The 21,448-nt window shown below is 67.5% G+C and carries 19 protein-coding genes and 1 riboswitch; of the genes, 8 read left to right on the plus strand and 11 right to left on the minus strand.

Features of this window, described 5'->3' with window-relative positions; all coding sequences use genetic code 11:
- The first annotated feature begins 191 nt into the window (after nucleotides 1-191).
- Nucleotides 192-1,106, plus strand: a complete 915-nt coding sequence (locus ACLIJ1_RS13555) for a 23S rRNA (adenine(2030)-N(6))-methyltransferase RlmJ (protein ID WP_411366066.1) — start codon at nucleotides 192-194, stop codon at nucleotides 1,104-1,106.
- 12 nt (nucleotides 1,107-1,118) lie between these two features.
- On the opposite strand, the gene ACLIJ1_RS13560 is transcribed toward ACLIJ1_RS13555, so the two are convergent.
- Nucleotides 1,119-1,664, minus strand: a complete 546-nt coding sequence (locus tag ACLIJ1_RS13560; protein WP_411366067.1) for a CAP domain-containing protein — start codon at nucleotides 1,662-1,664, stop codon at nucleotides 1,119-1,121.
- Between the two features lie 154 nt (nucleotides 1,665-1,818).
- On the opposite strand from ACLIJ1_RS13560, the gene paaA reads away from it, so the two are divergent.
- The 5 genes from paaA to ACLIJ1_RS13585 are packed head-to-tail and all read left to right on the plus strand — an operon-like array spanning nucleotide 1,819 to nucleotide 5,629.
- Entirely contained in the window at nucleotides 1,819-2,841 is a 1,023-nt protein-coding gene (paaA, locus tag ACLIJ1_RS13565) for a 1,2-phenylacetyl-CoA epoxidase subunit PaaA (protein WP_411366068.1), read from the plus strand.
- Nucleotides 2,838-3,134, plus strand: coding sequence for a 1,2-phenylacetyl-CoA epoxidase subunit PaaB (paaB, locus tag ACLIJ1_RS13570; protein WP_411366069.1), 297 nt, complete (start codon nucleotides 2,838-2,840; stop codon nucleotides 3,132-3,134). The genes paaA and paaB overlap by 4 nt, the downstream gene beginning before the upstream one ends.
- A complete protein-coding gene (gene paaC, locus ACLIJ1_RS13575; RefSeq protein ID WP_411366070.1) occupies nucleotides 3,134-3,982 on the plus strand; it encodes a 1,2-phenylacetyl-CoA epoxidase subunit PaaC in 849 nt (282 codons plus the stop codon). Before paaB ends, paaC begins: the two co-directional genes overlap by 1 nt.
- Before the next feature lie 5 nt (nucleotides 3,983-3,987).
- Complete coding sequence (gene paaD / locus ACLIJ1_RS13580; RefSeq protein WP_411366071.1) at nucleotides 3,988-4,512, plus strand: 1,2-phenylacetyl-CoA epoxidase subunit PaaD; 525 nt, start codon at nucleotides 3,988-3,990, stop codon at nucleotides 4,510-4,512.
- A 7-nt stretch (nucleotides 4,513-4,519) separates the two neighbouring features.
- A complete protein-coding gene (locus ACLIJ1_RS13585; protein ID WP_411366072.1) occupies nucleotides 4,520-5,629 on the plus strand; it encodes a 2Fe-2S iron-sulfur cluster-binding protein in 1,110 nt (369 codons plus the stop codon).
- A 6-nt stretch (nucleotides 5,630-5,635) separates the two neighbouring features.
- On the opposite strand, the gene ACLIJ1_RS13590 is transcribed toward ACLIJ1_RS13585, so the two are convergent.
- The 5 genes from ACLIJ1_RS13590 to ahcY all read right to left on the minus strand — a co-directional run bounded on the left by ACLIJ1_RS13590 (nucleotide 5,636) and on the right by ahcY (nucleotide 10,604).
- Nucleotides 5,636-6,913, minus strand: a complete 1,278-nt coding sequence (locus ACLIJ1_RS13590) for an O-acetylhomoserine aminocarboxypropyltransferase/cysteine synthase family protein (RefSeq protein ID WP_411366073.1) — start codon at nucleotides 6,911-6,913, stop codon at nucleotides 5,636-5,638.
- Between the two features lie 80 nt (nucleotides 6,914-6,993).
- The gene (locus ACLIJ1_RS13595) at nucleotides 6,994-7,551 is read right to left on the minus strand and encodes a septal ring lytic transglycosylase RlpA family protein (protein WP_411366074.1); all 558 of its coding nucleotides are present in this window, start codon (nucleotides 7,549-7,551) and stop codon (nucleotides 6,994-6,996) included.
- 33 nt (nucleotides 7,552-7,584) lie between these two features.
- On the minus strand, nucleotides 7,585-8,415 hold the full coding sequence (gene metF / locus ACLIJ1_RS13600; protein WP_411366075.1) for a methylenetetrahydrofolate reductase [NAD(P)H]: 831 nt from the start codon (nucleotides 8,413-8,415) through the stop codon (nucleotides 7,585-7,587).
- Entirely contained in the window at nucleotides 8,400-9,161 is a 762-nt protein-coding gene (locus ACLIJ1_RS13605; RefSeq protein ID WP_411366076.1) for a TlyA family RNA methyltransferase, read from the minus strand. Before ACLIJ1_RS13605 ends, metF begins: the two co-directional genes overlap by 16 nt.
- A 6-nt stretch (nucleotides 9,162-9,167) precedes the next feature.
- On the minus strand, nucleotides 9,168-10,604 hold the full coding sequence (gene ahcY / locus ACLIJ1_RS13610; RefSeq protein WP_411366077.1) for an adenosylhomocysteinase: 1,437 nt from the start codon (nucleotides 10,602-10,604) through the stop codon (nucleotides 9,168-9,170).
- 73 nt (nucleotides 10,605-10,677) lie between these two features.
- Nucleotides 10,678-10,765: riboswitch (S-adenosyl-L-homocysteine riboswitch) on the minus strand.
- A gap of 55 nt (nucleotides 10,766-10,820) precedes the next feature.
- Here ahcY and ACLIJ1_RS13615 point away from each other — a divergent pair.
- Nucleotides 10,821-11,633 (plus strand): HAD family hydrolase, encoded by an 813-nt coding sequence (locus ACLIJ1_RS13615; protein ID WP_411366078.1) that lies wholly within the window; start codon nucleotides 10,821-10,823, stop codon nucleotides 11,631-11,633.
- Entirely contained in the window at nucleotides 11,630-12,889 is a 1,260-nt protein-coding gene (locus ACLIJ1_RS13620) for an MFS transporter (protein WP_411366079.1), read from the plus strand. Before ACLIJ1_RS13615 ends, ACLIJ1_RS13620 begins: the two co-directional genes overlap by 4 nt.
- A gap of 16 nt (nucleotides 12,890-12,905) precedes the next feature.
- Here the strand turns inward: ACLIJ1_RS13620 and ACLIJ1_RS13625 are convergent, their stop codons facing one another.
- From ACLIJ1_RS13625 to uvrA, 5 genes are all read right to left on the minus strand, one after another.
- On the minus strand, nucleotides 12,906-13,649 hold the full coding sequence (locus ACLIJ1_RS13625) for a class I SAM-dependent methyltransferase (protein WP_411366080.1): 744 nt from the start codon (nucleotides 13,647-13,649) through the stop codon (nucleotides 12,906-12,908).
- A gap of 103 nt (nucleotides 13,650-13,752) precedes the next feature.
- The gene (locus ACLIJ1_RS13630; RefSeq protein WP_411366081.1) at nucleotides 13,753-14,736 is read right to left on the minus strand and encodes a DUF6976 family protein; all 984 of its coding nucleotides are present in this window, start codon (nucleotides 14,734-14,736) and stop codon (nucleotides 13,753-13,755) included.
- 10 nt (nucleotides 14,737-14,746) lie between these two features.
- Nucleotides 14,747-14,962 carry a hypothetical protein gene (locus tag ACLIJ1_RS13635; RefSeq protein WP_411366082.1) on the minus strand — a complete coding sequence of 72 codons (216 nt, stop codon included), beginning with the start codon at nucleotides 14,960-14,962 and terminating at the stop codon, nucleotides 14,747-14,749.
- A gap of 105 nt (nucleotides 14,963-15,067) precedes the next feature.
- Nucleotides 15,068-15,391, minus strand: a complete 324-nt coding sequence (locus tag ACLIJ1_RS13640; protein ID WP_411366083.1) for a hypothetical protein — start codon at nucleotides 15,389-15,391, stop codon at nucleotides 15,068-15,070.
- Nucleotides 15,392-15,400: 9 nt separating this feature from the next.
- Nucleotides 15,401-21,433 (minus strand): excinuclease ABC subunit UvrA, encoded by a 6,033-nt coding sequence (gene uvrA, locus ACLIJ1_RS13645; protein ID WP_411366084.1) that lies wholly within the window; start codon nucleotides 21,431-21,433, stop codon nucleotides 15,401-15,403.
- Nucleotides 21,434-21,448: the final 15 nt, after the last annotated feature.

Below are 21,448 nucleotides of genomic sequence, written 5' to 3' on the forward strand. Positions count from 1 at the left end.
GTTTTCTCTTGCGAGTTGGTTTGGCGGGTCCTTTTCCACGGTCGGTTCTTCTCTGTCGGAAGACTCTTAGGTGGGTGTAGATGCTCCGCCGCGGGACCACAAAATCGCTGCGAAGCCCTCCATTGTACGAAATTCGGCCGTGGGCTGGCAAGTTTCCACCGGCCAGGGTGTTCGGGCGCTACCATCCCGGCATGTTCAGTTACCGCCACGCCTTCCACGCCGGCAACCATGCCGACGTGCTCAAGCACACCACCCTCATCGCGACGCTGCGCCACCTGATGCTCAAGGAGCCGTCGATCACGCTGGTCGACACCCACGCCGGTGCGGGCCTGTACCGGCTGGATGGCGACTACGCCGAAAAAGGCGGTGAAGCGGTCGACGGCATCGTCAAGCTCATGGGGGCACTGCGCCCGGCAACGGGCACCCCGCCCGCATCGACGCCGGCGCTGGACGACTACCTGGACCTGATCGCCGGCTTCAATCCCGACGGCAGCCTGCGGGTCTACCCCGGCTCGCCGTTCGTCATGCAGTCGCTGATGCGCACCGAATCGCGCGACCGGCTCAAGCTTTTCGAGCTTCACCCGACCGACAGCCGCACCCTGAGCGCCAACATCGCCCAGCTTGAAGCCGGGCGCCAGATCGCCGTCGCGCTGCAGGACGGTTTTGAAGGTCTCACGCCGCTCCTGCCCCCGCCGCCGTCGTCGACCGGGTCCAAGCGCGCCCTGGTGCTGATCGACCCGAGCTACGAGATCAAGAACGATTACGCCAAAGTGAGCGCCTGCATCCAAGAGTGCCTCAAGCGCTTCCCAACCGGCACGTACCTGGTCTGGTACCCGATCATCCCGCGCCCCGAGGCCCACGACCTGCCGCGCCGCCTCAAGACGATGTGCAACCAGGCCAAGAAGTCCTGGCTGCACGCCACGCTGAACATCGGTCAGAAAGACCTGGAGCCCGGCGAACGCCCTGGCCTCACCGCCAGCGGCATGTTCGTGGTCAATCCGCCGCACACGCTCAAGACGGAACTGCAGGCAGCCCTGCCAGTGATGCTGAAGGTGCTCGGACGCGGCAGAGGCAAGTCACAGACGCTGGAAACCGGCGGAGCCTGACCGCTCCGGCGCTCAGGGCCGGGTCAGCACCATGGTCCAGTAGCGGCCGTATCGGCTGCCCGGCCGCTCGACGCAGGCCACGCCAACCAGCCGAAACGCTGGGCCCATGATGTTGGCGCAATGGCCCGGGCTGGATAGCCAGTCCGCCATCACTTCCGCCACTGAAGACGGCCCGCCCGCGATGTTTTCGGCGGCAGCGCTCCAGCCCGCCCCGGCCGCATGCACCCGTTGCCCGACCTCACTGCCGTTGCTGCCGACGTGCGAGAAAAAGTTGCGTGTCGCCATGTCGCTCGAATGTTCCCGCGCGGCACCTTCCAGGACCGAGCTCCAGCCAAGCGGAGGCGCTGCGGCCATGAACGTCGCGCCGCACTGGCGAGGCTGTGCACGGGCGGCATTGACAGCCGTCAACAGCGCGGATGCCCCCAAGGCGTCGCAGGCCGCCGGAAGCGCAGCCCCCTGCGCGGCCGCCCAGGCCAGCAGCCACAGCGTACCGGAGAGGGCCAAGAAGCGCACCAGCCGCCGGCGCGCCCGAAAGGCGCCAATGAAATTCGCAGACATGCCCCGACTGTAGGGCGCAGTCCGCTCCTCGCGAGCGACCCCGTGCCCGCCCCGTAAAAACCCTGATGAGGGATTCCCGAATTAACCAACCGGTCGGTCGGTTAATTCCCTATACTGCGCATCCACCCGGCATAACCCGGTTTTGGAGACGCGCATGTACACCCAATCTTTTTCCGTCGCCGACGGAGACGCCAAGGGCGGCCCCAAGCCAGCCGCGAGACCGATCCGCGCTGAAGACGCCGCGCTGCAGACCCATTTCGACACCGTCATCGACGCCGACGGCAAGGTTGAGCCGCGCGACTGGATGCCCGAGGCCTACCGCAAGACGCTGGTGCGCCAGATCAGCCAGCACGCGCACAGCGAGATCGTCGGCATGCTGCCCGAGGGCAACTGGATCAGCCGCGCACCCAGCCTCAAGCGCAAGGCGATCCTGATCGCCAAGGTACAGGATGAAGGCGGCCACGGTCTCTACCTGTATTCCGCCGCCGAAACCCTGGGCACTAGCCGCGACCAGATGCTCGACGCGCTGCATGCGGGCAAGGCCAAGTACAGCTCGATCTTCAACTACCCGACCCTCAACTGGGCCGACGTTGGCGTGATCGGCTGGCTGGTGGACGGCGCGGCGATCATGAACCAGATCCCGCTGTGCCGCTGCTCGTACGGCCCCTATGCGCGCGCCATGATCCGCGTCTGCAAGGAAGAGAGCTTTCACCAGCGCCAGGGCTACGAAGCCTTACTGGTGATGATGCAGGGCACGGCCGAGCAGAAGGCCATGGTGCAGGACGCGGTGAACCGCTACTGGTGGAAGTGCCTGGCCATGTTCGGCCCGCCGGACGCCGACAGCCCCAACAGCATGCAGGGCATGCGCTGGGGCATCAAGCGCATCAGCAACAACGACCTGCGCCAGAAGTTCGTGGACGCCACCGTGCCGCAGGCCGAGGTGCTGGGCGTGACCCTGCCCGACCCCGACCTGAAGTGGAACGAGGCGCGCGGCCACTGGGACTACGGCCAGATCGACTGGGACGAGTTCTGGGCCACGGTGAACGGCAATGGGCCGATGAACAAGGAGCGCCTGGCCACCCGCGTCAAGGCGCACGAACAGGGCGCCTGGGTGCGCGAAGCCGCCCTCGCCCACGCCCGCAAGCAACAGCAACGTCAGCAGAAGGAGGCCGCATGAACGCGCCCGCATTGAAGGAATGGCCCCTGTGGGAAATCTTCGTCCGCAGCAAGCAGGGCCTGGAGCACAAGCACTGCGGCAGCCTGCATGCCAGCGACGCGCGCCATGCGCTGCAGATGGCGCGCGACGTCTACACGCGGCGCCAGGAAGGAGTGAGCATCTGGGTCGTGCCGTCGACCGCCATCACCGCCAGCGAACCCGACAGCAAGGACAGCTTCTTCGACCCGGCGGCCGACAAGGTCTACCGCCACCCGACCTTCTACGAGATCCCGGAGAAAGTGGGGCACATGTGATGGCCGCGCACGCTCCCGTCGACTACCTGCTGCACCTGGCCGACAATGCTCTGGTGCTGGGCCAGCGCAACGCCGAGTGGTGCGGGCATGGCCCCATCCTCGAAGAAGACCTGGCGCTGGCCAACAACAGCCTGGACCTCATCGGTCAGGCAAGGCTGCTCTACCAGCACGCCGCCGACCTGATCCACCGCGACAGCGCCCTTGAACAGCGCTTTGCGCATCTGCACGGTGCGCGGCAGAACGGCCGCATCACCGAGGACACCCTCGCCTACTTTCGCGACACCGCCGAGTTCCGCAACCACACCATCGCGGAGCTGCCGCACCACGGTCCGCTGGTGGGCTACGCGGTCAGCGAGCGCGACTATGCCGTGACGATCGCCCGCAACTTCCTGGTCAGCGCGCTGATGGTGCTGGTGTGGGACCGGCTGCAATCGTCGAGCGACGCCCAGCTGGCCGGCATCGCGGCCAAGTCGCTCAAGGAAGTGCGCTACCACTTGCAGCATGCCAGCGATTGGCTGGTGCGGTTCGGCGACGGCACCGAAGAATCGCACCGCCGCGCGCAGGCGGCCATCGACCACCTGCTGCCCTATTGCGAAGCCTTCTGGCAACCCGGCCTCGCCGAGCAGGCCGCCGCACGCGACGGCACCGGTGTGGACATCACTGCACTGCGCGACCACTGGAACGCACTGGTCAATGAAACCCTCGCGGACGCCACGCTCACGCGCCACGACCAGCCGCACGAAGGCTATGTGGCACAGGGCCATGTGGGCGTGCATTCCGAGCACCTGGGCTTCCTGCTCGCGGAGATGCAGAGCCTGGCCCGCGCGCATCCGACCGCCGTCTGGTGAACACCATGGGCCTGGCCACCGAGGCTTCGCTGCAGGCCGTCGCACAGGCGCTGGCGCACCTGGCCGACCCGGAGATTCCGGTGATCTCGCTGGCCGAGCTGGGCATCCTGCGTGAGATTCGCGAAGGCGCCGATGGCGTGCCCGAAGTGGTCATCACGCCGACCTACAGCGGCTGCCCCGCCATGGGCCAGATCGAGGACGACATCGTGTCCACCTTGCGCGACGCGGGCCTGCCGGGCCGCGTGGTCACGCAGCTGTCGCCGGCATGGACCACCGACTGGATGAGCGAGGCCGCGCGCGAGAAGCTGCGCGCCTATGGCATCGCGCCACCGCAATGTGGCAGCACCCGTGCGGCGCCATCGGGCGTGCTCCAGTTCAGCCGCCACGTGGCCCGCGCCGTGGACGTTCCCTGCCCGCAATGCGGCTCCACCAACACCACCGCGACCTCGCCGTTTGGCTCGACCGCCTGCAAGGCGCTCTACAAATGCCTGGACTGCCAGGAACCCTTCGACTACTTCAAACCCTACTGACGAAGCCATGAGCACCGCCGCCCCCCGCTTCCACGACCTCACCGTCTCGCGCGTCAGCCCCGAGGCGGCTGGCGCCGTCGCCATCTCCCTGTCGGTTCCCGAGCCGCTGCGCGAGGCCTTTGCCTTCGAGCCCGGCCAGTTCCTCACCCTGCGCGCCGACATCGGCGGCCAGGACGTGCGCCGCAGCTACTCGATCAGCAGCGCCCGCAGCCAGCTGGTGAAACACGGCGAGGTGACGCTGGGCATCCGGCCGGTCGAAGGCGGTGTGTTCTCCAACTGGGCCGCCACCGCGCTCAAGGCCGGCGACACCTTGCGCGCGATGCCGCCCGACGGCCGCTTCACCATCCACAAGCCGCGCGCGCTGCACCGCGTCGGTTTCGCGGCCGGCTCGGGCATCACGCCCATCCTGTCGATCATGACCAGCACGCTGGAAGAGTCGCCCGACGCCAAGTTCACCCTGGTCTACGGCAACCGCCGTATGGCCAGCGTGATGTTCAACGAGGCGCTGCAGGATCTGAAGGACCAGTACCCGGGCCGCCTCACACTGATCCACGTGCTCTCGCGCCAGGCGCAGGAAGTGCCGTTGCTCGAAGGCCGTATCGACGGCGACAAGGTGCGCGAAATCATCGGCGCGCTGCTGCCGGTGGGCAGCATGGACGAGGTCTTCGTCTGCGGCCCCGAGGCCATGATCGAGGCGACCGAAAAGGCCTTGCTGGACGCCGGCGTGCGACCGGACCGCGTGCACACCGAGCGCTTCACTTCGCCGACGCTCGATGCCCTGCCGGCCGATCAGCGCAAGTCCGCCGTGCTCGGCCACCCCGCCCTGCGCACCGACGGCGAGGTCGCGCTGACGGTGGTGGTGGACGGCAAGCCGCACCAGCTGCGCATGGGCAAGGACGAGAAGGTGCTCGACGTCGCGCTCAACGCCGGGCTGGACCTGCCCTGGTCGTGCAAGGGCGGCGTCTGCTGCACCTGCCGCGCCAAGGTGATGGAAGGCGCGGTGACCATGGACAAGAACTTCACGCTCGAGCCCTGGGAAACCGAGAAGGGCTTCGTGCTCTCCTGCCAGGCGCGGCCGACCACCAACACGCTGGTGGTCAGCTACGACGAGCGCTGAAAGGGCTCAGACCTTTCCCAGCGCCTGTTCCAGATCGGCGAGCAGGTCGTCAATGTGCTCGATGCCGACCGACAGGCGGACCATGTCGGTGCTCACGCCGGCCTTTTTCAGCTCTTCGGGGTTGAGCTGGCGGTGCGTGGTCGAGGCCGGATGGCAGGCAAGCGACTTGGCGTCGCCGATGTTCACCAGGCGGGTGAAGAGTTGCAGCGCGTCCTGGAAACGGGCGCCGGCGGCGATGGCGTCGTCCGCCTTCAGGCCGAAGCTGATGATCCCCGAGGCGCGGCCGCCCATGTACTGCTGCACCAGGCCATGGTCCTTGTGGTCGGGCAGGCCGGCGTAGTTGACCCAGCCCACCTTGGGGTGGTTCTTCAGCTGGGTCGCCACCTTGACCGCGTTCTCGCAGATGCGGTCCATGCGCAGCGCCAGCGTCTCGATGCCTTGCAGGATCTGGAAGGCGTTCATGGGCGAGAGCGCCGCACCCATGTTGCGCAGCGGCACCACGCGGGCGCGGGCGATGTAGGCGGCCGGGCCGAGGGCTTCGGTGTAGACCACGCCGTGGTAGCTCACGTCCGGCTCGTTCAGGCGCTTGAAGCGCGCCTTGTGTTCAGCCCACGGGAACTTGCCGGAATCGACGATGGCGCCGCCGATGGTGGTGCCGTGGCCACCAAGGTACTTGGTCAGTGAATGCACCACGATGTCGGCGCCATGCTCGAACGGGCGGCACAGGTAGGGACTGGGCACGGTGTTGTCGACGATCAGTGGCACCCCGGCGGCGTGGGCGACCTTGGCCAGTGCGCCGATGTCGGTCACGTTGCCCAGCGGGTTGCCCACCGACTCGCAATAGACCGCCTTGGTGCGATCGTCGATCAACGCAGCGAACGCCGCCGGGTCGCGCGGGTCGGCAAAGCGCACCGTGATGCCCTGCTGCGGAAAGGTGTGGGCGAACAGGTTGTAGGTGCCGCCGTAGAGAGTGGAGGCGGAGACGATGTTGTCGCCGGCTTCGGCGATGGTCTGGATCGCATAGGTGATCGCTGCCATGCCCGAGGCCACGGCCAGTGCGCCGATGCCGCCTTCGAGCGCCGCGATGCGGGCTTCGAGCACCCCGTTGGTGGGGTTCATGATGCGGCTGTAGATGTTGCCCGCGACCTTCAGGTCAAACAGGTCGGCGCCATGCTGCGTATCGTCGAACGCATAGGCCACCGTCTGGTAGATCGGGACTGCGACCGCCTTGGTGGTGGGGTCTGGCGTGTAGCCGCCATGCACGGCAATGGTTTCGAGTTTCATCGGTGTCTCCTGGTGGGATGGGGGCGGGAATCAACCCCCATTGTCGCCAACTCAGGAAACCCGACTTCGATCCTGCCGGATCACTCCCGCAACAGCTCCACCGTGGTCACCCCGCGGTTCTTCAGGCCCAGCGACGCGATGGCCGCCTGGCTCAGATCGATGATGCGCTGGTGCCGGTAAGGCCCGCGGTCGTTGATGCGCACCACGACTTCCTTGCCGGTTGCGACGGCGCGCACACGGACCTTGGTGCCGAACGGCAGGGTCTTGTGGGCGGCGGTCATGGCGTTCATGTCGTAGCGCTCGCCGCTGGCGGTGCGACGGCCATGGAACTTCCTGCCGTACCAGGACGCGACACCCCGGTCGACCAGACCATCGACCGCAGCCGACGAGGCTTCCCCAAACGACGCGGACGATGCATGGGTGTCGGACGGATTGTTGGGCACAGCTGCCGCTGGTTCGACAGGTTTCGCGGCCACTTCGCTGCGTGCCGCTGGTGCCGATGGCACAGCAACTGAGGCCTGCGTCGGCGCCGAGCGGGGAGCACTTGCGGGCGTGAGCGACGGTGCGGGTGCGGTGGCACAGGCGGCCAGGCCGGCCAGCAGCGCCATGCAGGCCAGGCGGCGTGCAATGTTGTTCATGGTCTGACTCCCTGATATGTCACCGATCGGACCTTACCCGAGCTGCAGCCGCTTCACGAGCTCCAGCGTCGCGGCGCTCTGGTTCATCGTGTAGAAGTGCAGCGCGGGCACACCGGCCTTGCGCAGTTGTTCACACAGGCTGGTGACCACGTCCAGGCCGAAGGCCTTGATGGACTCGATGTCATCGCCGTAGCCCTGCAGGCGCAGCCGCACCCAGCGCGGGATTTCGGCACCACAGGCGTCCGAGAAGCGCAGCAGCTGCGACGAACTGGTGATGGGCATGATGCCCGGCACCACCGGCACGTCGGCTCCCAGCTTGTGTGCGTCGTCCACGAAGCGGCTGTAGGCGTCGGCGCTGTAAAAGTACTGCGTGATGGCTGAGTCGGCGCCGGCCTTCACCTTGGTGGCATAGGCCTTCAGGTCGGCCTCGGGGGACCTGGCCTGCGGATGGACCTCGGGGTAGGCAGCCACTTCGATGTGGAAGTCGCGCCCGGTCTCTTCGCGGATGAAGGCCACCAGGTCGCTGGCGTAATGGAACTCGCCGCCCAGGCCATAGCCGCTGGGCAGGTCGCCGCGCAACGCCACCAGGCGCCGGACGCCCATGGCCTTGAGCATGGCCAGCTGCTCTCGCACGCTGGCCTTGGTGGCGCCGATGCACGAGAAGTGCGAGGCCGCCTGGACACCTTCGGCCAGGATTTCACCGACCGTGTCGAAGGTGCCCTGTTGCGTGGAACCGCCGGCACCATAGGTCACCGAGCAGAACTCGGGCTTGGCCGCGTAAAGCTTCTGGCGCACCACGCGCAGCTTCTCGGCGCCTTCGGGCGTCTTGGGCGGAAAGAACTCAAAACTCAGGGGCAGGCCCATACGAAGAACTCCCGGTTGCCATCACCGCCGGTGATGGCACTCTCAAAATAGTCCCGCAGCTGCAGGCCGTTGTCGGAGCAGGCCTGCGCGATGCGTTGTTGCACGAGCGCATAACTCGTGGTGTCTTTCACCAGACCGCCCTTGCCGATGTGCTCGGGCTGCAGTTCGAACTGCGGCTTGACCAGCATCAGCAGATGACCCGAAGGTTTCAGCAGCGGCACGATGGCCGGCCAGACCAGCGTCTGCGAGATGAACGACAGGTCGCCGACGATCAAGTCGAACGGCGCGGCGGCCACTTCGCCACCGGCTTCCTCCAGCTGCTGCGCCGTCAGCTCGCGTGCATTGCATTTTTCAATGCAGACCACGCGCGGATCGCTGCGCAGCTGCGGATGCAGCTGGCCCTGTCCCACGTCCACGCCCACGACCTTCATGGCGCCGCGCTGCAGAAGGCAGTCGGTAAAGCCACCGCTGCTCTGCCCCACATCGAGGCAGAGCAGGCCGGTCACGTCCAGGCCGCAACGCAGAAGCGCGCCGTCCAGCTTGAGACCGCCGCGCGAAACGAAGCGCGACTCGGCCGTGTCCTGCAGCTGCAGTTCCACTGTCACGCGCAACGCCTCACCGTTCTTGGCCACGGCTTTCCAGTCGCCCCCAGACAGACGCCAGCGCACCCCCGCAGCAATCAGCCGCTGGGCCTGCGAGCGCGACGCGGCCAACCCTCGCTCAACGAGCAACTGGTCAGCACGCATCGGTAATCAATACCGATACGTGTCGGGCTTGTACGGGCCGTTCTTCGGCACGCCGATGTAGGCGGCCTGCTCGTCGCTCAGCTCGGTCAGCATCGCGCCGACCTTCTTCAGGTGCAGGCGCGCGACCTTCTCGTCCAGGTGCTTGGGCAGCACGTAGACCTTGCCCACGTCGTAGCCTTCGGGATGGCAGAACAGCTCGATCTGCGCAATCGTCTGGTTGGCGAACGACGAAGACATCACGAAGCTCGGGTGGCCCGTGCCGCAGCCCAGGTTCACCAGCCGGCCCTTGGCCAGCAGGATGATCTTCTTGCCGTCCGGGAAGATCACGTGATCGACCTGGGGCTTGATCTCTTCCCACTTGCAATGGGCTTCCAGCTTGGCGACCTGGATCTCGTTGTCGAAGTGGCCGATATTGCAGACGATGGCCTGATCCTTCATGGCGGCCATGTGCTCGTACGTGATCACGTCGCGGTTGCCGGTGGTGGTCACGAAGATGTCGCACTTGTCGGCGGCGTATTCCATGGTCACGACCTTGTAGCCTTCCATGGCAGCCTGCAGGGCGTTGATGGGGTCGATCTCGGTCACCCACACCTGGGCGCTCAGGGCGCGCAGAGCCTGGGCGGAGCCCTTGCCCACGTCGCCGTAGCCGGCCACGCAGGCGACCTTGCCGGCAATCATCACGTCGGTGGCGCGCTTGATACCGTCCACCAGCGACTCGCGGCAGCCGTACAGGTTGTCGAACTTGGACTTGGTCACCGAGTCGTTGACGTTGATGGCACGGAACATCAGCGTGCCCTTGGCCGACATTTCCTTGAGGCGGTGCACGCCCGTGGTGGTCTCTTCGGTCACGCCCAGGATCTGGGCGCTCTTGCGGCTGTACCAGGTGTTGTCTTCGGCCAACTTGGCCTTGATCGCGGCGAACAGAATGCGCTCTTCGTCGCTGCCCGGATTGGCCAGCACGCTCTGGTCTTTCTCGGCCTGCTTGCCCAGGTGCATCAGCAGCGTGGCATCGCCGCCGTCGTCCAGGATCATGTTCGGACCTTCGCCCTCGGTGCCCTTGGCGCCGAAGTCGAAGATGCGGTGGGTGTAGTCCCAGTAGTCGACCAGGGTCTCGCCCTTGACGGCGAACACCGGCGTGCCGGCGGCAGCGATCGCGGCGGCAGCGTGGTCCTGCGTCGAGAAGATGTTGCAGGACGCCCAGCGCACCTGCGCACCGAGGGCTTGCAGGGTCTCGATCAGCACGGCTGTCTGGATGGTCATGTGCAGCGAGCCGGTGATGCGTGCGCCCTTCAGGGGCTGCTTGGCCGCGAACTCTTCGCGGATGGCCATCAGGCCGGGCATCTCGGTCTCGGCGATCTTGATCTCTTTGCGGCCCCAGTCGGCCAGACCGATGTCGGTGATGACGCAGTCGGCGTTGACGGCGTTGGGAATGCGTGCGTTCATGGTTCGCTCCATTGAAGGTTGAATGAACCACTCCACGGGCGACACGGGGGCAAAAAAAAGCCCATCGCACGGAAGTGGATGAGCGTCGTTGCATGGTTGTCCGAGCCTCACGCTCCGCGCCGACCGGTGGTCGGGGGTGCGCTGCAACGCTCCTCGGATGGCCGTGATTCTACCGCAGCCCCTGTTTTTGCGCATCTGCGAAACTGCGCAACCTTTATGCCTCACTTCACCCTTTCCGACTGGCCTCTGGCCGCGCGATTGACCATCCGCGGCGTGCTGACCGACATCGACGACACGCTGACCACCGACGGCGCGATCACGCCCGACGCTCTCGAAGCGCTGCGCGCGCTGCGCGCCGCGGGCCTGCCCGTGTTCGCCATCACCGGGCGCCCGGCGGGCTGGAGCGAACCCTTCGCATTGGACTGGCCGGTCCACGCCATCGTGGCCGAGAACGGCGCGGTGGCGCTCTGGCGCGGCGAGGACGGTGCACTGCAGAAGGCGTACCTGCAGGACGCGGCCACACGCCGCAAGAACTTCGCACAGCTGCAGGCGGTGGCGCAGCGCGTGCTGGCCGAACTGCCGCACGCCCGCCTGTCGCAGGACAGCCCCGGCCGCGAAACCGACATCGCCATCGACCACAGCGAATTCGCGGAGCTGGACGAACAGGACATCCACCGCGTGGTGCGGCTCATGCACGAGGGCGGGCTGAACGCCACCGTCAGCTCCATCCACATCAACGGCTGGATCGGTGACCATCACAAGCTGGCCGGCGCGCGCTGGATCGTGCGCGGACACCTGCAGCGCGATCTGGACGCGGAGCGCGAGCACTGGGTGTACGTCGGCGACTCGACCAACGATGCCACGATGTTCGGGCACTTCCCGCACAGCGTCGGCGTGGCCAATGTGGCGCGGTTCTGGGGCCAGCTGGCGCACAGACCACGCTACGTGACGCAGGGCGAGCGCGGCGCGGGTTTTGCCGAAGTCGCACACGCCGTGCTGGCAGCCCGCCAAACCGGAGCCCCCGCATGACCGGCCCGCTGCACCCGCCGCCGCCAACCGATGCCGCCCCACCACCGCCACCACCCGCGCTGGCGCGGCGTGGCCTCTGGGCCATTTTCGGCGCCACGTTCTTCGAGCTGGTGGGTTACTTCATGCTCATGCCGTTGCTGCTGTTGCGGCTCAAGGACGGTGGTGTCTCGACCTCGATGGCCGGCCTGTTCGCGGCGGTGGGCTGGGTGGGGGTGTTCGTCATCACACCGTTCGCCTCGGCCGTGACGCAGCGGCTCGGACGCAGGCCCACACTGTGGCTGTCGGCGGCGGTGCCGGTGGTGTCGACCACCGGCTTCCTGCTCACGGACGCGCTGCCGGTGTGGTTCGCCTGCGAGTTCATTGCGGGCGCAGCCTCGGGCCTGCGCTGGGTGCTGGCCGAGGCGGTGGTGGCCGAGTTCGCGCCACCGCTGCAGCGTGGCCGATTCGTGGGCCTGTTCGAAACCATGGTCGGCACCACCTTTGTCATCGGCCCGGCCCTGCTGGCCTTGGTCGGTCCGACCAACCCGATTGCGCTGTGGCTGGTGCTGGGCTTCCTGGTCCTTGGTCTGATCGGCAGCTTGTGGATTCCGCGCCTGCCGCCCGCGCACGACGCACACGAAGCCCGCGTGGGCCTGCACGGCGTGTGGCACGCCCTCCGCGCGCACCCGCTGATCATGACGGTGGGGTTTGTCGGCGGCTTCTTCGAGAGCGGGCTCACGTCGATCCTGCCGCTGTACGGGCTGGCGCTGGGCATGGGCGCCACGGCCGCTGCTCTGCTGGTGTCGGCCAGCGGCCTGGGCAGCGCACTGATGATGTTGCCCGCCGGCATGGCGGCCGACCGGCTGGCACAGCAGCCCCGGCGGGGCGGTGCTCACGGCGCACGGGTGGAGATCCTGCACGCCTGTGCGCTGATCACACTGCTGGCCACGCTGCTCATCCCGCTGGTGGCCGGTGCGCCCTGGCTGGCCGCCGCGCTGGCCTTCGTCTGGGGTGGCGCGGGCGGCAGCCTCTACACGCTTGCCATGATCGACATCGGCTCGCGCGAACAGGGCATCACCCTGGTCAACAGCACGGCGGTGCTGGTGCTGTCGTACACGCTGGGCGGGACGCTGGCACCGGCCCTGGGTGCAGCCATGCTGGACTGGGCGCCAGTGGTGGGCTTTCCCGCCTTGCTGCTGGCCGTGGCCGGTCCGGGCTGGTGGCTGCTGCGGCGCGAGCGGCGCGCGCTGCGCGTGGCACCCGGCAGCAAACCTTGATCCAGCGTCCGCCGGCTCAGCGGGTGCGCAGCGGGGCCTGGTAGAGCCAGACCGGTTTGCCCTGGACGGTCTCCAGCCGGACCGTGGGCTTGAGGCTCCGGGCCTCGAATTCCAGACTCACCAGCCAGGCACCGGGCCGCAGTTCGGCCGCGGCCTTCTCCACCGCGCGCGGCATGCTTTCCGGCCGCTGGAACAGGTAGACAAGGTCGCAGCCCGACCAGTCTGCCGCCCAGATGTCGGCCCGGCGCACCCTTGCGACATTGCCCCTCAGACGGCAGCGCAGCGCACACAGCATCGTCAGCGGCCAGCTCCATTCCCAGCCAAGGATCTGCGCCCGCGGGTACTGGCGGCGCAGCGCGATCAGTCCGGCGCCCAGGCCGCAGCCCGCGTCCACCACCACCGCTCCATCGGGCAGTGCCGCTTTCTCCGCCAATCCGTTCAGAGCTTCGGCGGGTGTGGGGAACAGCGGCGCGTCGCCCCAGCTGCCCAGCGGGTACAAGGCCAGCAGCAGGGCCAGCGGCAGCAGCCAGATCCAGCCGGGCACCGCGCCCGCCGCGCCACTGACCAGCAGCGACAGCGGGAACCCCGCCAGCATGAACAGCCGCCGCCACGGCGTGCGCCCGGTCCAGGCAGCCAGCCCCGCCGCCAGCAGCGCGACCACAAAAGCACCGGGTGCGCCAAGCCCGGCCACGCGCAGGCCGACGAACAGCGCCCAGGCAAACGCCCAGGTCAATAGGGCGGGGAGTGGCCAGATCAGCATGGCGCGATTGTCGCCGTCGCAAGAACGGGCTTCGGAAAGACAAAAGGCGCCCGAAGGCGCCTTTTTCACCGACCCGCGGGCGGACCGGGCTGTGACCGCGGCATCAGTCGATGCGCAGCACGACCAGCGTCTGGTTGAGCAGCTGGTAGCCGATCTCGCCGAAGGTCACCGGCCCGCGCAAGTCGCCGATGTTCTGGCCTTCGAGTTCGCCGAACAGGAAGTTCAGGATGCAGTTGCACGAGAAGTTCACACCGTCCGTGCGGTAGCCGGCCAGGCGTTCGCGGAAGCTGGCGCCGTAGTCGGCCACAGGCTTGGCGAAGTGATAGTCCACGCCGGTGAACACCGGGGCGTACAGCACCACCTTGCGGCCATCCGCGTCGACCGACTGGATGGATGCGTTGATGTGCGCACCACCGAAGTCGCCCACCAGCGGCAACTTGCCGTCGGCCAGACCCTTGGCCTGCACATAGTCGGCCAGGTTGGTCTTCTCGCCGTTGACCAGGCACTCACCCACTTCGAACGAGGTGTCGGTGAAGCGCAGCACGTCGCCATCGCCCGGTTCGAAGATGTTGACGATCTCGATGGAGGCCAGCTGGCTTTCGGGCAGGGCCACATGGGCCACGACCACGCCGTCTTCGAACTTCTCGCCGGTGGCGCCCAGGTAAACCTTGGGGGTCACTTTGCCGAGGTCAGAGAGATGGATGCCGGCGACCCAGCCCACGGTGGGCTTGAGGAAGGCGTCGGCATCGTTCACGGCTTCGGCGGCAAAGGTCTTGTGGGCAGCGCTGCCCGCAGGCACGATGGCCACGGTGAAGCCGTTGTCCGGCCCGTTGCCCACGATGGACTTGAGCTGGTCCGCACCATAGTGCGCGAGGGTGATCTGGCCCTGTGCGGGCAGCGGGCTCACGAACACCTGCCCGCTGGTGGACACCACGCCACCGGCCGTGTCCATGAAGTAGGGAATGGTGCCGGCGATCCATTGCCCCTTGGGCAGGGAATCCAGGGCGCTCTCCGGGCCAGCGAGCGACAGGTGGGCGCCGCCACGGATCAGTTCAGCCGTTTCGGCCAGTGTCATCAGACGGTTCATGTGCGGTGCCTCAGAGACGGTTGAGTTGGTCGATTTCGGTGGAGAGGATGCGCTCCCACTTGGTGAAGAAGGCCTGGATTTCCGAGGCTTTCTGGGGCGGCGCATCGGTGCTGCGCTCCAGGCGCTTGACCAGAAGCTGCAGGGCCAGGTTGGAGGTCTGGATGCGGGCCAGACCGCCGCCGGCCGCGCGCGACCAGCAAGGGTGTGTCGAAGTGGGAAGTGCCATGGGAGGACTCGGTTCGCGGTGAAGACAAGCGGGGGTATTTCCCCCACCACCTGCAAGGTCTAACGACCAAATCCTGGCGAACTTGAGCCGTTTCTGATGTGCCGTTCAGCGCCGCAGGCCTTGCAGACTGGCGTCACAGCCAATGCCAGCCGCGATCCAGCGCCGCGCAAGCCGACGCATCAGGGGGGCCGCCCAGGCCCAGCGCGGGCCGAGCACGCCGGCGGCATCGCTGATCGCGCCGCAGCGGTAGAGGCTTTGCGTTTCGTCCCAGCGCAGGGCGTCACAGGCTCCAAGGCTCTTGCGTGAAATCACCTGCCCCAGCGGGCAGGGTTCGGCCAGGCAGCACACCCCGCAGCCGTTGCAAGGCGTTCCCACGACAGGCTGAGGTGGCGCGGCCGGGTGGATGTGGATGACCTGGTCGGGCACCATCTTGTCTGGTCAGGACCGGGCCAGCACCGGCCCCAGCACCTTGCCCGTGTGCGTGCCCAGCCGCACCACGTCTTCCGGCGTCGCCGCCGCCACGATGCGGCCGCCGCCCGAGCCGCCTTCCGGCCCGAGGTCGATGATCCAGTCGGCCTCGGCCATCACGTCCAGATCGTGCTCGATCACGATCACGCTGTGGCCGCCGTCCACCAGGCGGTGCAGCACGCGGATGAGCTTTTCCACGTCGGCCATGTGCAGGCCCACCGTGGGTTCGTCCAGCACGTACAGCGTGTGCGGCGCCTTCTGCCCGCGGCGCCCGATCTCGTCGCGCACCTTGGAAAGTTCGGTCACCAGCTTGATGCGCTGCGCCTCGCCGCCCGACAGCGTCGGTGATGGCTGGCCCAGCGTGAGGTAGCCCAGGCCCACGTCCTTGAGCAACTGCAGCGGGTGGCTGATCGCGGGCATGGAGGCGAAGAACTCGACCGCTTCATCGGCCGCCATCTGCAGCACGTCGCCGATGTTCTTGCCCTTCCAGGTCACGGCCTGGGTCTCGGGGTTGAAGCGTGCGCCGTGGCAGACCTCGCAGGGCACCTTCACGTCGGGCAGGAAGCTCATCTCGATGGTGCGCATGCCCTGCCCTTCGCAGCCCGGGCAGCGGCCTTCGCCGGTGTTGAACGAAAAACGCCCCGGACCGTAGCCGCGCGCCTTGGCTTCCAGCGTGTCGGCGAATAGCTTGCGCACCGTGTCCCAGAAACCGATGTAGGTCGCCGGACAGCTGCGCGGCGTCTTGCCGATCGGCGTCTGATCGACTTCGAGCACACGATCCACCGTCTCGCTGCCCAGCAGCTTGCTGCAGCCGGTCCAGGCGGGGCGCACGCCCTCGTTGTCCCAGGCCTGGCGGCCGGCGAGAGTGCTGCGCTGGGTCACTGCAGCGGCCGCGTTGGTCAGCAGCACGTCGCGCGCCAGCGTGGATTTGCCCGAGCCCGACACACCGGTCACGACGACCAGCCGTCGCAGCGGTACGTCCACATCAATCTTCTGCAGGTTGTGCATCGCCGCGCCGCGCAGCTCCAGCCGCTCGGCCTCGGCGCTCACCGGCCGGCGCGGCTGCAAGGGGTGCTTCATCGCGTGCAGCAGGTAGCGGCCCGTGAGCGAGTCGGGGCTCGCCGACAGGTCGGCCACCGTGCCCTGCGCCACCACGCGGCCACCGCGCTTGCCCGCGCTGGGACCGATGTCGATGATGTGGTCGGCACGGCGGATGGTGTCCTCGTCGTGTTCGACCACCACCAGGGTGTTGCCCATGTCGCCCAGCTTGTGCAGCGCGTCGAGCAGGATCTGGTTGTCGCGCGGGTGCAGGCCGATGGTCGGCTCGTCGAGCACGTAGCAGACGCCTTGCAGGTTGGAACCCAGCTGCGCCGCCAGGCGGATGCGCTGTGCCTCACCACCGCTGAGCGTGGGCGCGCCGCGGTCCAGCGTGAGGTAGGAGAGCCCGACCTCTTCGAGGAAGGCCAGGCGGCTTTCAATTTCAGGCAGCAGGTCGCGCGCGATGTCGGCTTCACGATGGCTGAGGCCGCCGTCACTCATCATGGCCTGCACCCATTTGCGCACGTCGCTGACCGACAGCCGCGCGATCTCGGTGATGCCACGGCCGGCCTGCCCGGTCGCGGCCACGGCGCCGAACTTCACCGCCCTCGCCTGCGCGTTCAGGCGCGTGCCTTCACAGCTCGGGCAGGCCTCGTCGGTCAGGTCTTCCACCTCGGGCTCGGCAAAGCTCTGCTCGCGGCCCTTCTGGTCGTCGTCGCGCACCGAGTCGTCCAGCGCCTTGCGCTGTTCGCGCGAAAGCTTCACGCCCGTGCCCACGCAGTCGGGACACCAGCCGTGCTTGCTGTTGTAGGAGAACAGGCGCGGATCCAGTTCGGGATAGCTGGTGCCGCAGACCGGGCAGGCACGGGTGGTGGAGAACACCTCCATCTTGCCCATCCCCGCCGTGGGCCGGCCTTCGGCCAGCGCGGGGGCCAGACCATCCAGATCGGTCAGCAGGTGCAGCGTGCCCTTGCCCAACTCCAGCGCTTTGGTCAGCTGCGTGCGCAGCCAGGCTTCGTTGGCCGGGTCGACCACGCCATCGGCCACGGGCAGTTCGATGGTGTGTTCCTTGAAGCGGTCGATGCGCGGAAAACCGGTGGTTGGCAGGAACTCGCCGTCCACGCGCAGGTGGGTGTAGCCGCGCGGGCGCGCCCAGTCGGCCAGCTCGGTGTAGACACCCTTGCGGTTGACCACCAGCGGCGCCAGCAGGCCGATGTGGCGACCGCGGTAGCGCGTGAGGATGGCGGCGGCGATGCTCTCGGGGCTTTGCGGCATCACGGCCGCGCCGTCGTGCACGCAGTGCTGTGTGCCCAGCTTCACGTACAGCAGGCGCAGGAAGTGCCAGACCTCGGTGGTGGTGCCCACCGTGGACTTGCGGCCACCGCGCGAGAGGCGCTGTTCGATCGCCACCGTGGGCGGAATGCCGTAGACCGCGTCGACCTCGGGCCGGCCCGCGGGCTGAACGATGCTGCGCGCGTAGGCGTTGAGCGATTCGAGGTAGCGCCGCTGGCCTTCGTTGAACAGGATGTCGAACGCCAGCGTCGACTTGCCCGAACCGCTGACCCCGGAGATCACATTGAACTTGCCGCGCGGAATGTCCACGCTCAGGTTCTGCAGGTTGTGCTCCTTGGCGTTGACGATGCGGATCGCGTTGCTGTGGTTCCTGGCGCGGGCCGCGGCGGCGCGCTGTCGCTGCGGTTGTTTCAGATAGTCGACCAGGCGGCCTTCGTGCACCGCGTGCACCTCGCCCATGGACAGGGCGTACTCGCGCAGCGCCTTGGCGGTGTGGCTGGTCTTGTGTTCGCGCACTTCTTCGGGCGGACCTTCGGCCACCACCAGGCCGCCGCCCGCGCCGCCCTCGGGTCCGAGGTCGATCAGCCAGTCGGCGCTGCGGATCACATCCAGGTTGTGTTCGATCACGATCAGCGAGTGGCCGGCTTCGAGCAGCCGCCGCAGCGAGCGCATGAGCTTGGCGATGTCGTCGAAGTGCAGGCCGGTGGTCGGCTCGTCGAACAGGAACAGCGTGCCCTTGCGGGCCAGCGCCTGTCGGCTGGCTGCGCTGTTCTTGGCGGCCTCGGCCAGGAAGCCCGCGAGCTTGAGGCGCTGCGCCTCGCCGCCCGAGAGCGTGGGCACCGGCTGGCCCAGCTTCACGTACTCCAGCCCCACGTCCACGATGGGCTGCAGCACACGGATCACCTCGCGGTCGGCCTTGAACAGGTCGGCCGCTTCGCTCACGGTGAGCTCCAGCACATCGGCCACGTTGAGCATCCGCCCTCCGCGCTCGATGCGCACCTCCAGCACCTCGGGCCGGTAGCGCTTGCCGTCGCAGTCCGGGCAGCGCAGGTACACGTCGGAGAGGAACTGCATCTCGACGTGCTCGAAGCCCGAGCCGCCGCAGGTCGGGCAGCGCCCGTCGCCGCTGTTGAAGCTGAACTTGGCCGCGGTGTAGCTGCGCTGGCGCGACAGCGGCGCGTCGGCGAACAGGGCCCGGATCGCGTCCCAGGCGCCCACATAGCTCACCGGGTTGGAGCGCGCGGTCTTGCCGATCGGGGACTGGTCTACATAGACCACCTCGCTGAGGAAGTCCGCGCCCAGCAGACGGTCGTGCGCGCCGGGCGACTCGGTGGCCTTGCCGAAGTGGCGCAGCAACGCGGGTGCGAGCACGTCCTGGATCAGCGTGGACTTGCCCGAACCCGAGACGCCGGTGACCACGGTCAGGCGCTGCAACGGGAACTCGACAAAGACGTTCTGCAGGTTGTGCTCGCGCGCGCCCTCGAGGATCAGGCGCGGCGTGCTGTCGGTGACCATGCGCTTGAAGCCCATGCCCACGGTCTTGCGCGCGCCCAGGTAGGCGCCGGTCAGGGTGTCGGCGCTGCGGATGGCCTCAGGTGTGCCGTCGAACACGATCTGTCCGCCGCGCTCGCCCGGGCCGGGGCCCATGTCGATCAGGCGGTCGGCCGCGAGCATGACGGCCGGGTCGTGCTCCACCACCACCAGGGTGTTGCCGGCGTCGCGCAGGCGCAGCATGGCGTCGTTGATGCGCGCCATGTCGCGCGGGTGCAGGCCGATGCTGGGTTCGTCGAGCACGAAGAGCGTGTTGACCAGCGAGGTGCCGAGCGCGGTGGTGAGGTTGATGCGCTGGACTTCACCGCCGCTGAGGGTGCGGCTCTGGCGGTCCAGCGTGAGGTAGCCGATGCCGACTTCGCAGAGGTACCGCAGGCGTGTGTTGATCTCTTCGAACAGGAGCTTCAGGGCTTGCTGTTCGCCTGTGCCCTTGTTTGACTTGTTGGCGCTCGCTGCATCGGCAATTCGCGTGCTCGGATCCGGCGAGGCTGCGGGGCGGGCGGAGTGCCCGGGGAAGGAATCGGAGCGTGCGACTGACGCCCCCGGGCGCTCCGCCCGCCCCGCAGCCTCGCCAGCGAGCGAAGAAGCAGACACGGACAAAGCCATGCCCGAAGCCAGATCCTCGAAGAACCTCCGCAGATCCGACAAAGGCATCAGCATCAGATCGTGCAGGCAGAGACCAGGCAAGGCCTCCAGCTGCGCACGCGACCACTTCACCCCCCGAGGCAGATACCGCTTCGAAACAGGCAGCACCGCATCCGCCTGCACCTTCGACCCGATGCGCCACAGCAGACTGTCGCCCTTGAGCCGCGCCCCCGCACACACCGGACACTCCGTGTAGCTGCGGTACTTCGACAGCAGCACCCGGATGTGCATCTTGTAGGCCTTGCTCTCCAGGTACTCGAAGAACCGCGCCACCCCGTACCACTGCTTTCCCCACTGCCCCTCCTTGTAGGTCGGCGTACCGCCGATCACCCACTGCCGCTGCTCCGGCGTGAGCTTGTTCCAGGGTGTGTCGCGCGGAATGCCCGCACTTTCAGAGTGGCGCATCAGATCGTCCTGGCATTCCTTCCAGGCCGGGGTCTGGAACACCTTGATCGCGCCGTTGCGCAGCGTGAGCTTTTCGTCGGGAATCACCAGGCCGTAGTCGACACCGATCACCCGACCGAAACCGCGACAGCTCTCGCAGGCGCCCACCGCCGAATTGAAGGAGAACATCGACGGCGTCGGATCGGTGTAGCGGATGTCGCTCTCGGGGCAATGCAGCCCGGTAGAAAACCGCCAGATGTCGGGCTCGCCTTCGTCCTTGAGCGCGTAGACCATCAGCTTGCCGGCGCCACGCTTGAGACCAACCTCGATCGCCTCCATCACCCGCACGGATTCCGCGTTCGACAGGCGGAATCGGTCGGCGACCACATCGAGCAGCTTCACCGCCTCGATCACCGGCTTGGCCTTCTTGCCCTTGGCCGGCGCTTCTTCCTTCGCCTCGCGCTGCACGATGCGCTCGGCCTGCACCCGCGTGTAGCCGCTGGCCGACAACCACTGCTCGATCTCTTCGGGGGTGGTGCTGGCCGGCAGTTCGACCGGGAAGGTGACCACCAGCCTCGGATCACCCTGTTCCGCAGAACGCCGCTGCAGCTCCGCAAAGATCGACTCCGGCGAGTCGTGGCGCACCGGCAGTGCGGTCTCGCGGTCGAACAGGTGGGCGCCACGCGCGAACAGCAGCTTCAGGTGGTCGTTCAGCTCGGTCATCGTGCCGACCGTCGAGCGCGAGCTGCGCACCGGATTGGTCTGGTCGATGGCGATTGCGGGCGGCACGCCCTCCACCTTGTCGACCGCCGGCTTGTCCATGCGGTCCAGGAACTGGCGCGCATAGGCACTGAAGGTTTCGACGTAACGGCGCTGGCCCTCGGCGAACAGGGTGTCGAACACCAGACTCGACTTGCCCGAACCACTGGGGCCGGTCACCACCGTCAACTCGCCGGTGCGGATGTCCAGGTCGATGTTCTTGAGGTTGTGCTGGCGCGCGCCGCGGATGCGGATCGTGCCGGTGCCGGGAGCTTCCGCGGGCGCCTCGGAGGGAGAAACGGGTTCGTCGGCGGGGCGGAGATCGTCGGACATGCAGGCCTTCCTGGG

Origin of the sequence: Hydrogenophaga sp. RWCD_12, assembly GCF_046604225.1 — a bacterium.
Classification (GTDB): domain Bacteria; phylum Pseudomonadota; class Gammaproteobacteria; order Burkholderiales; family Burkholderiaceae_C; genus Hydrogenophaga.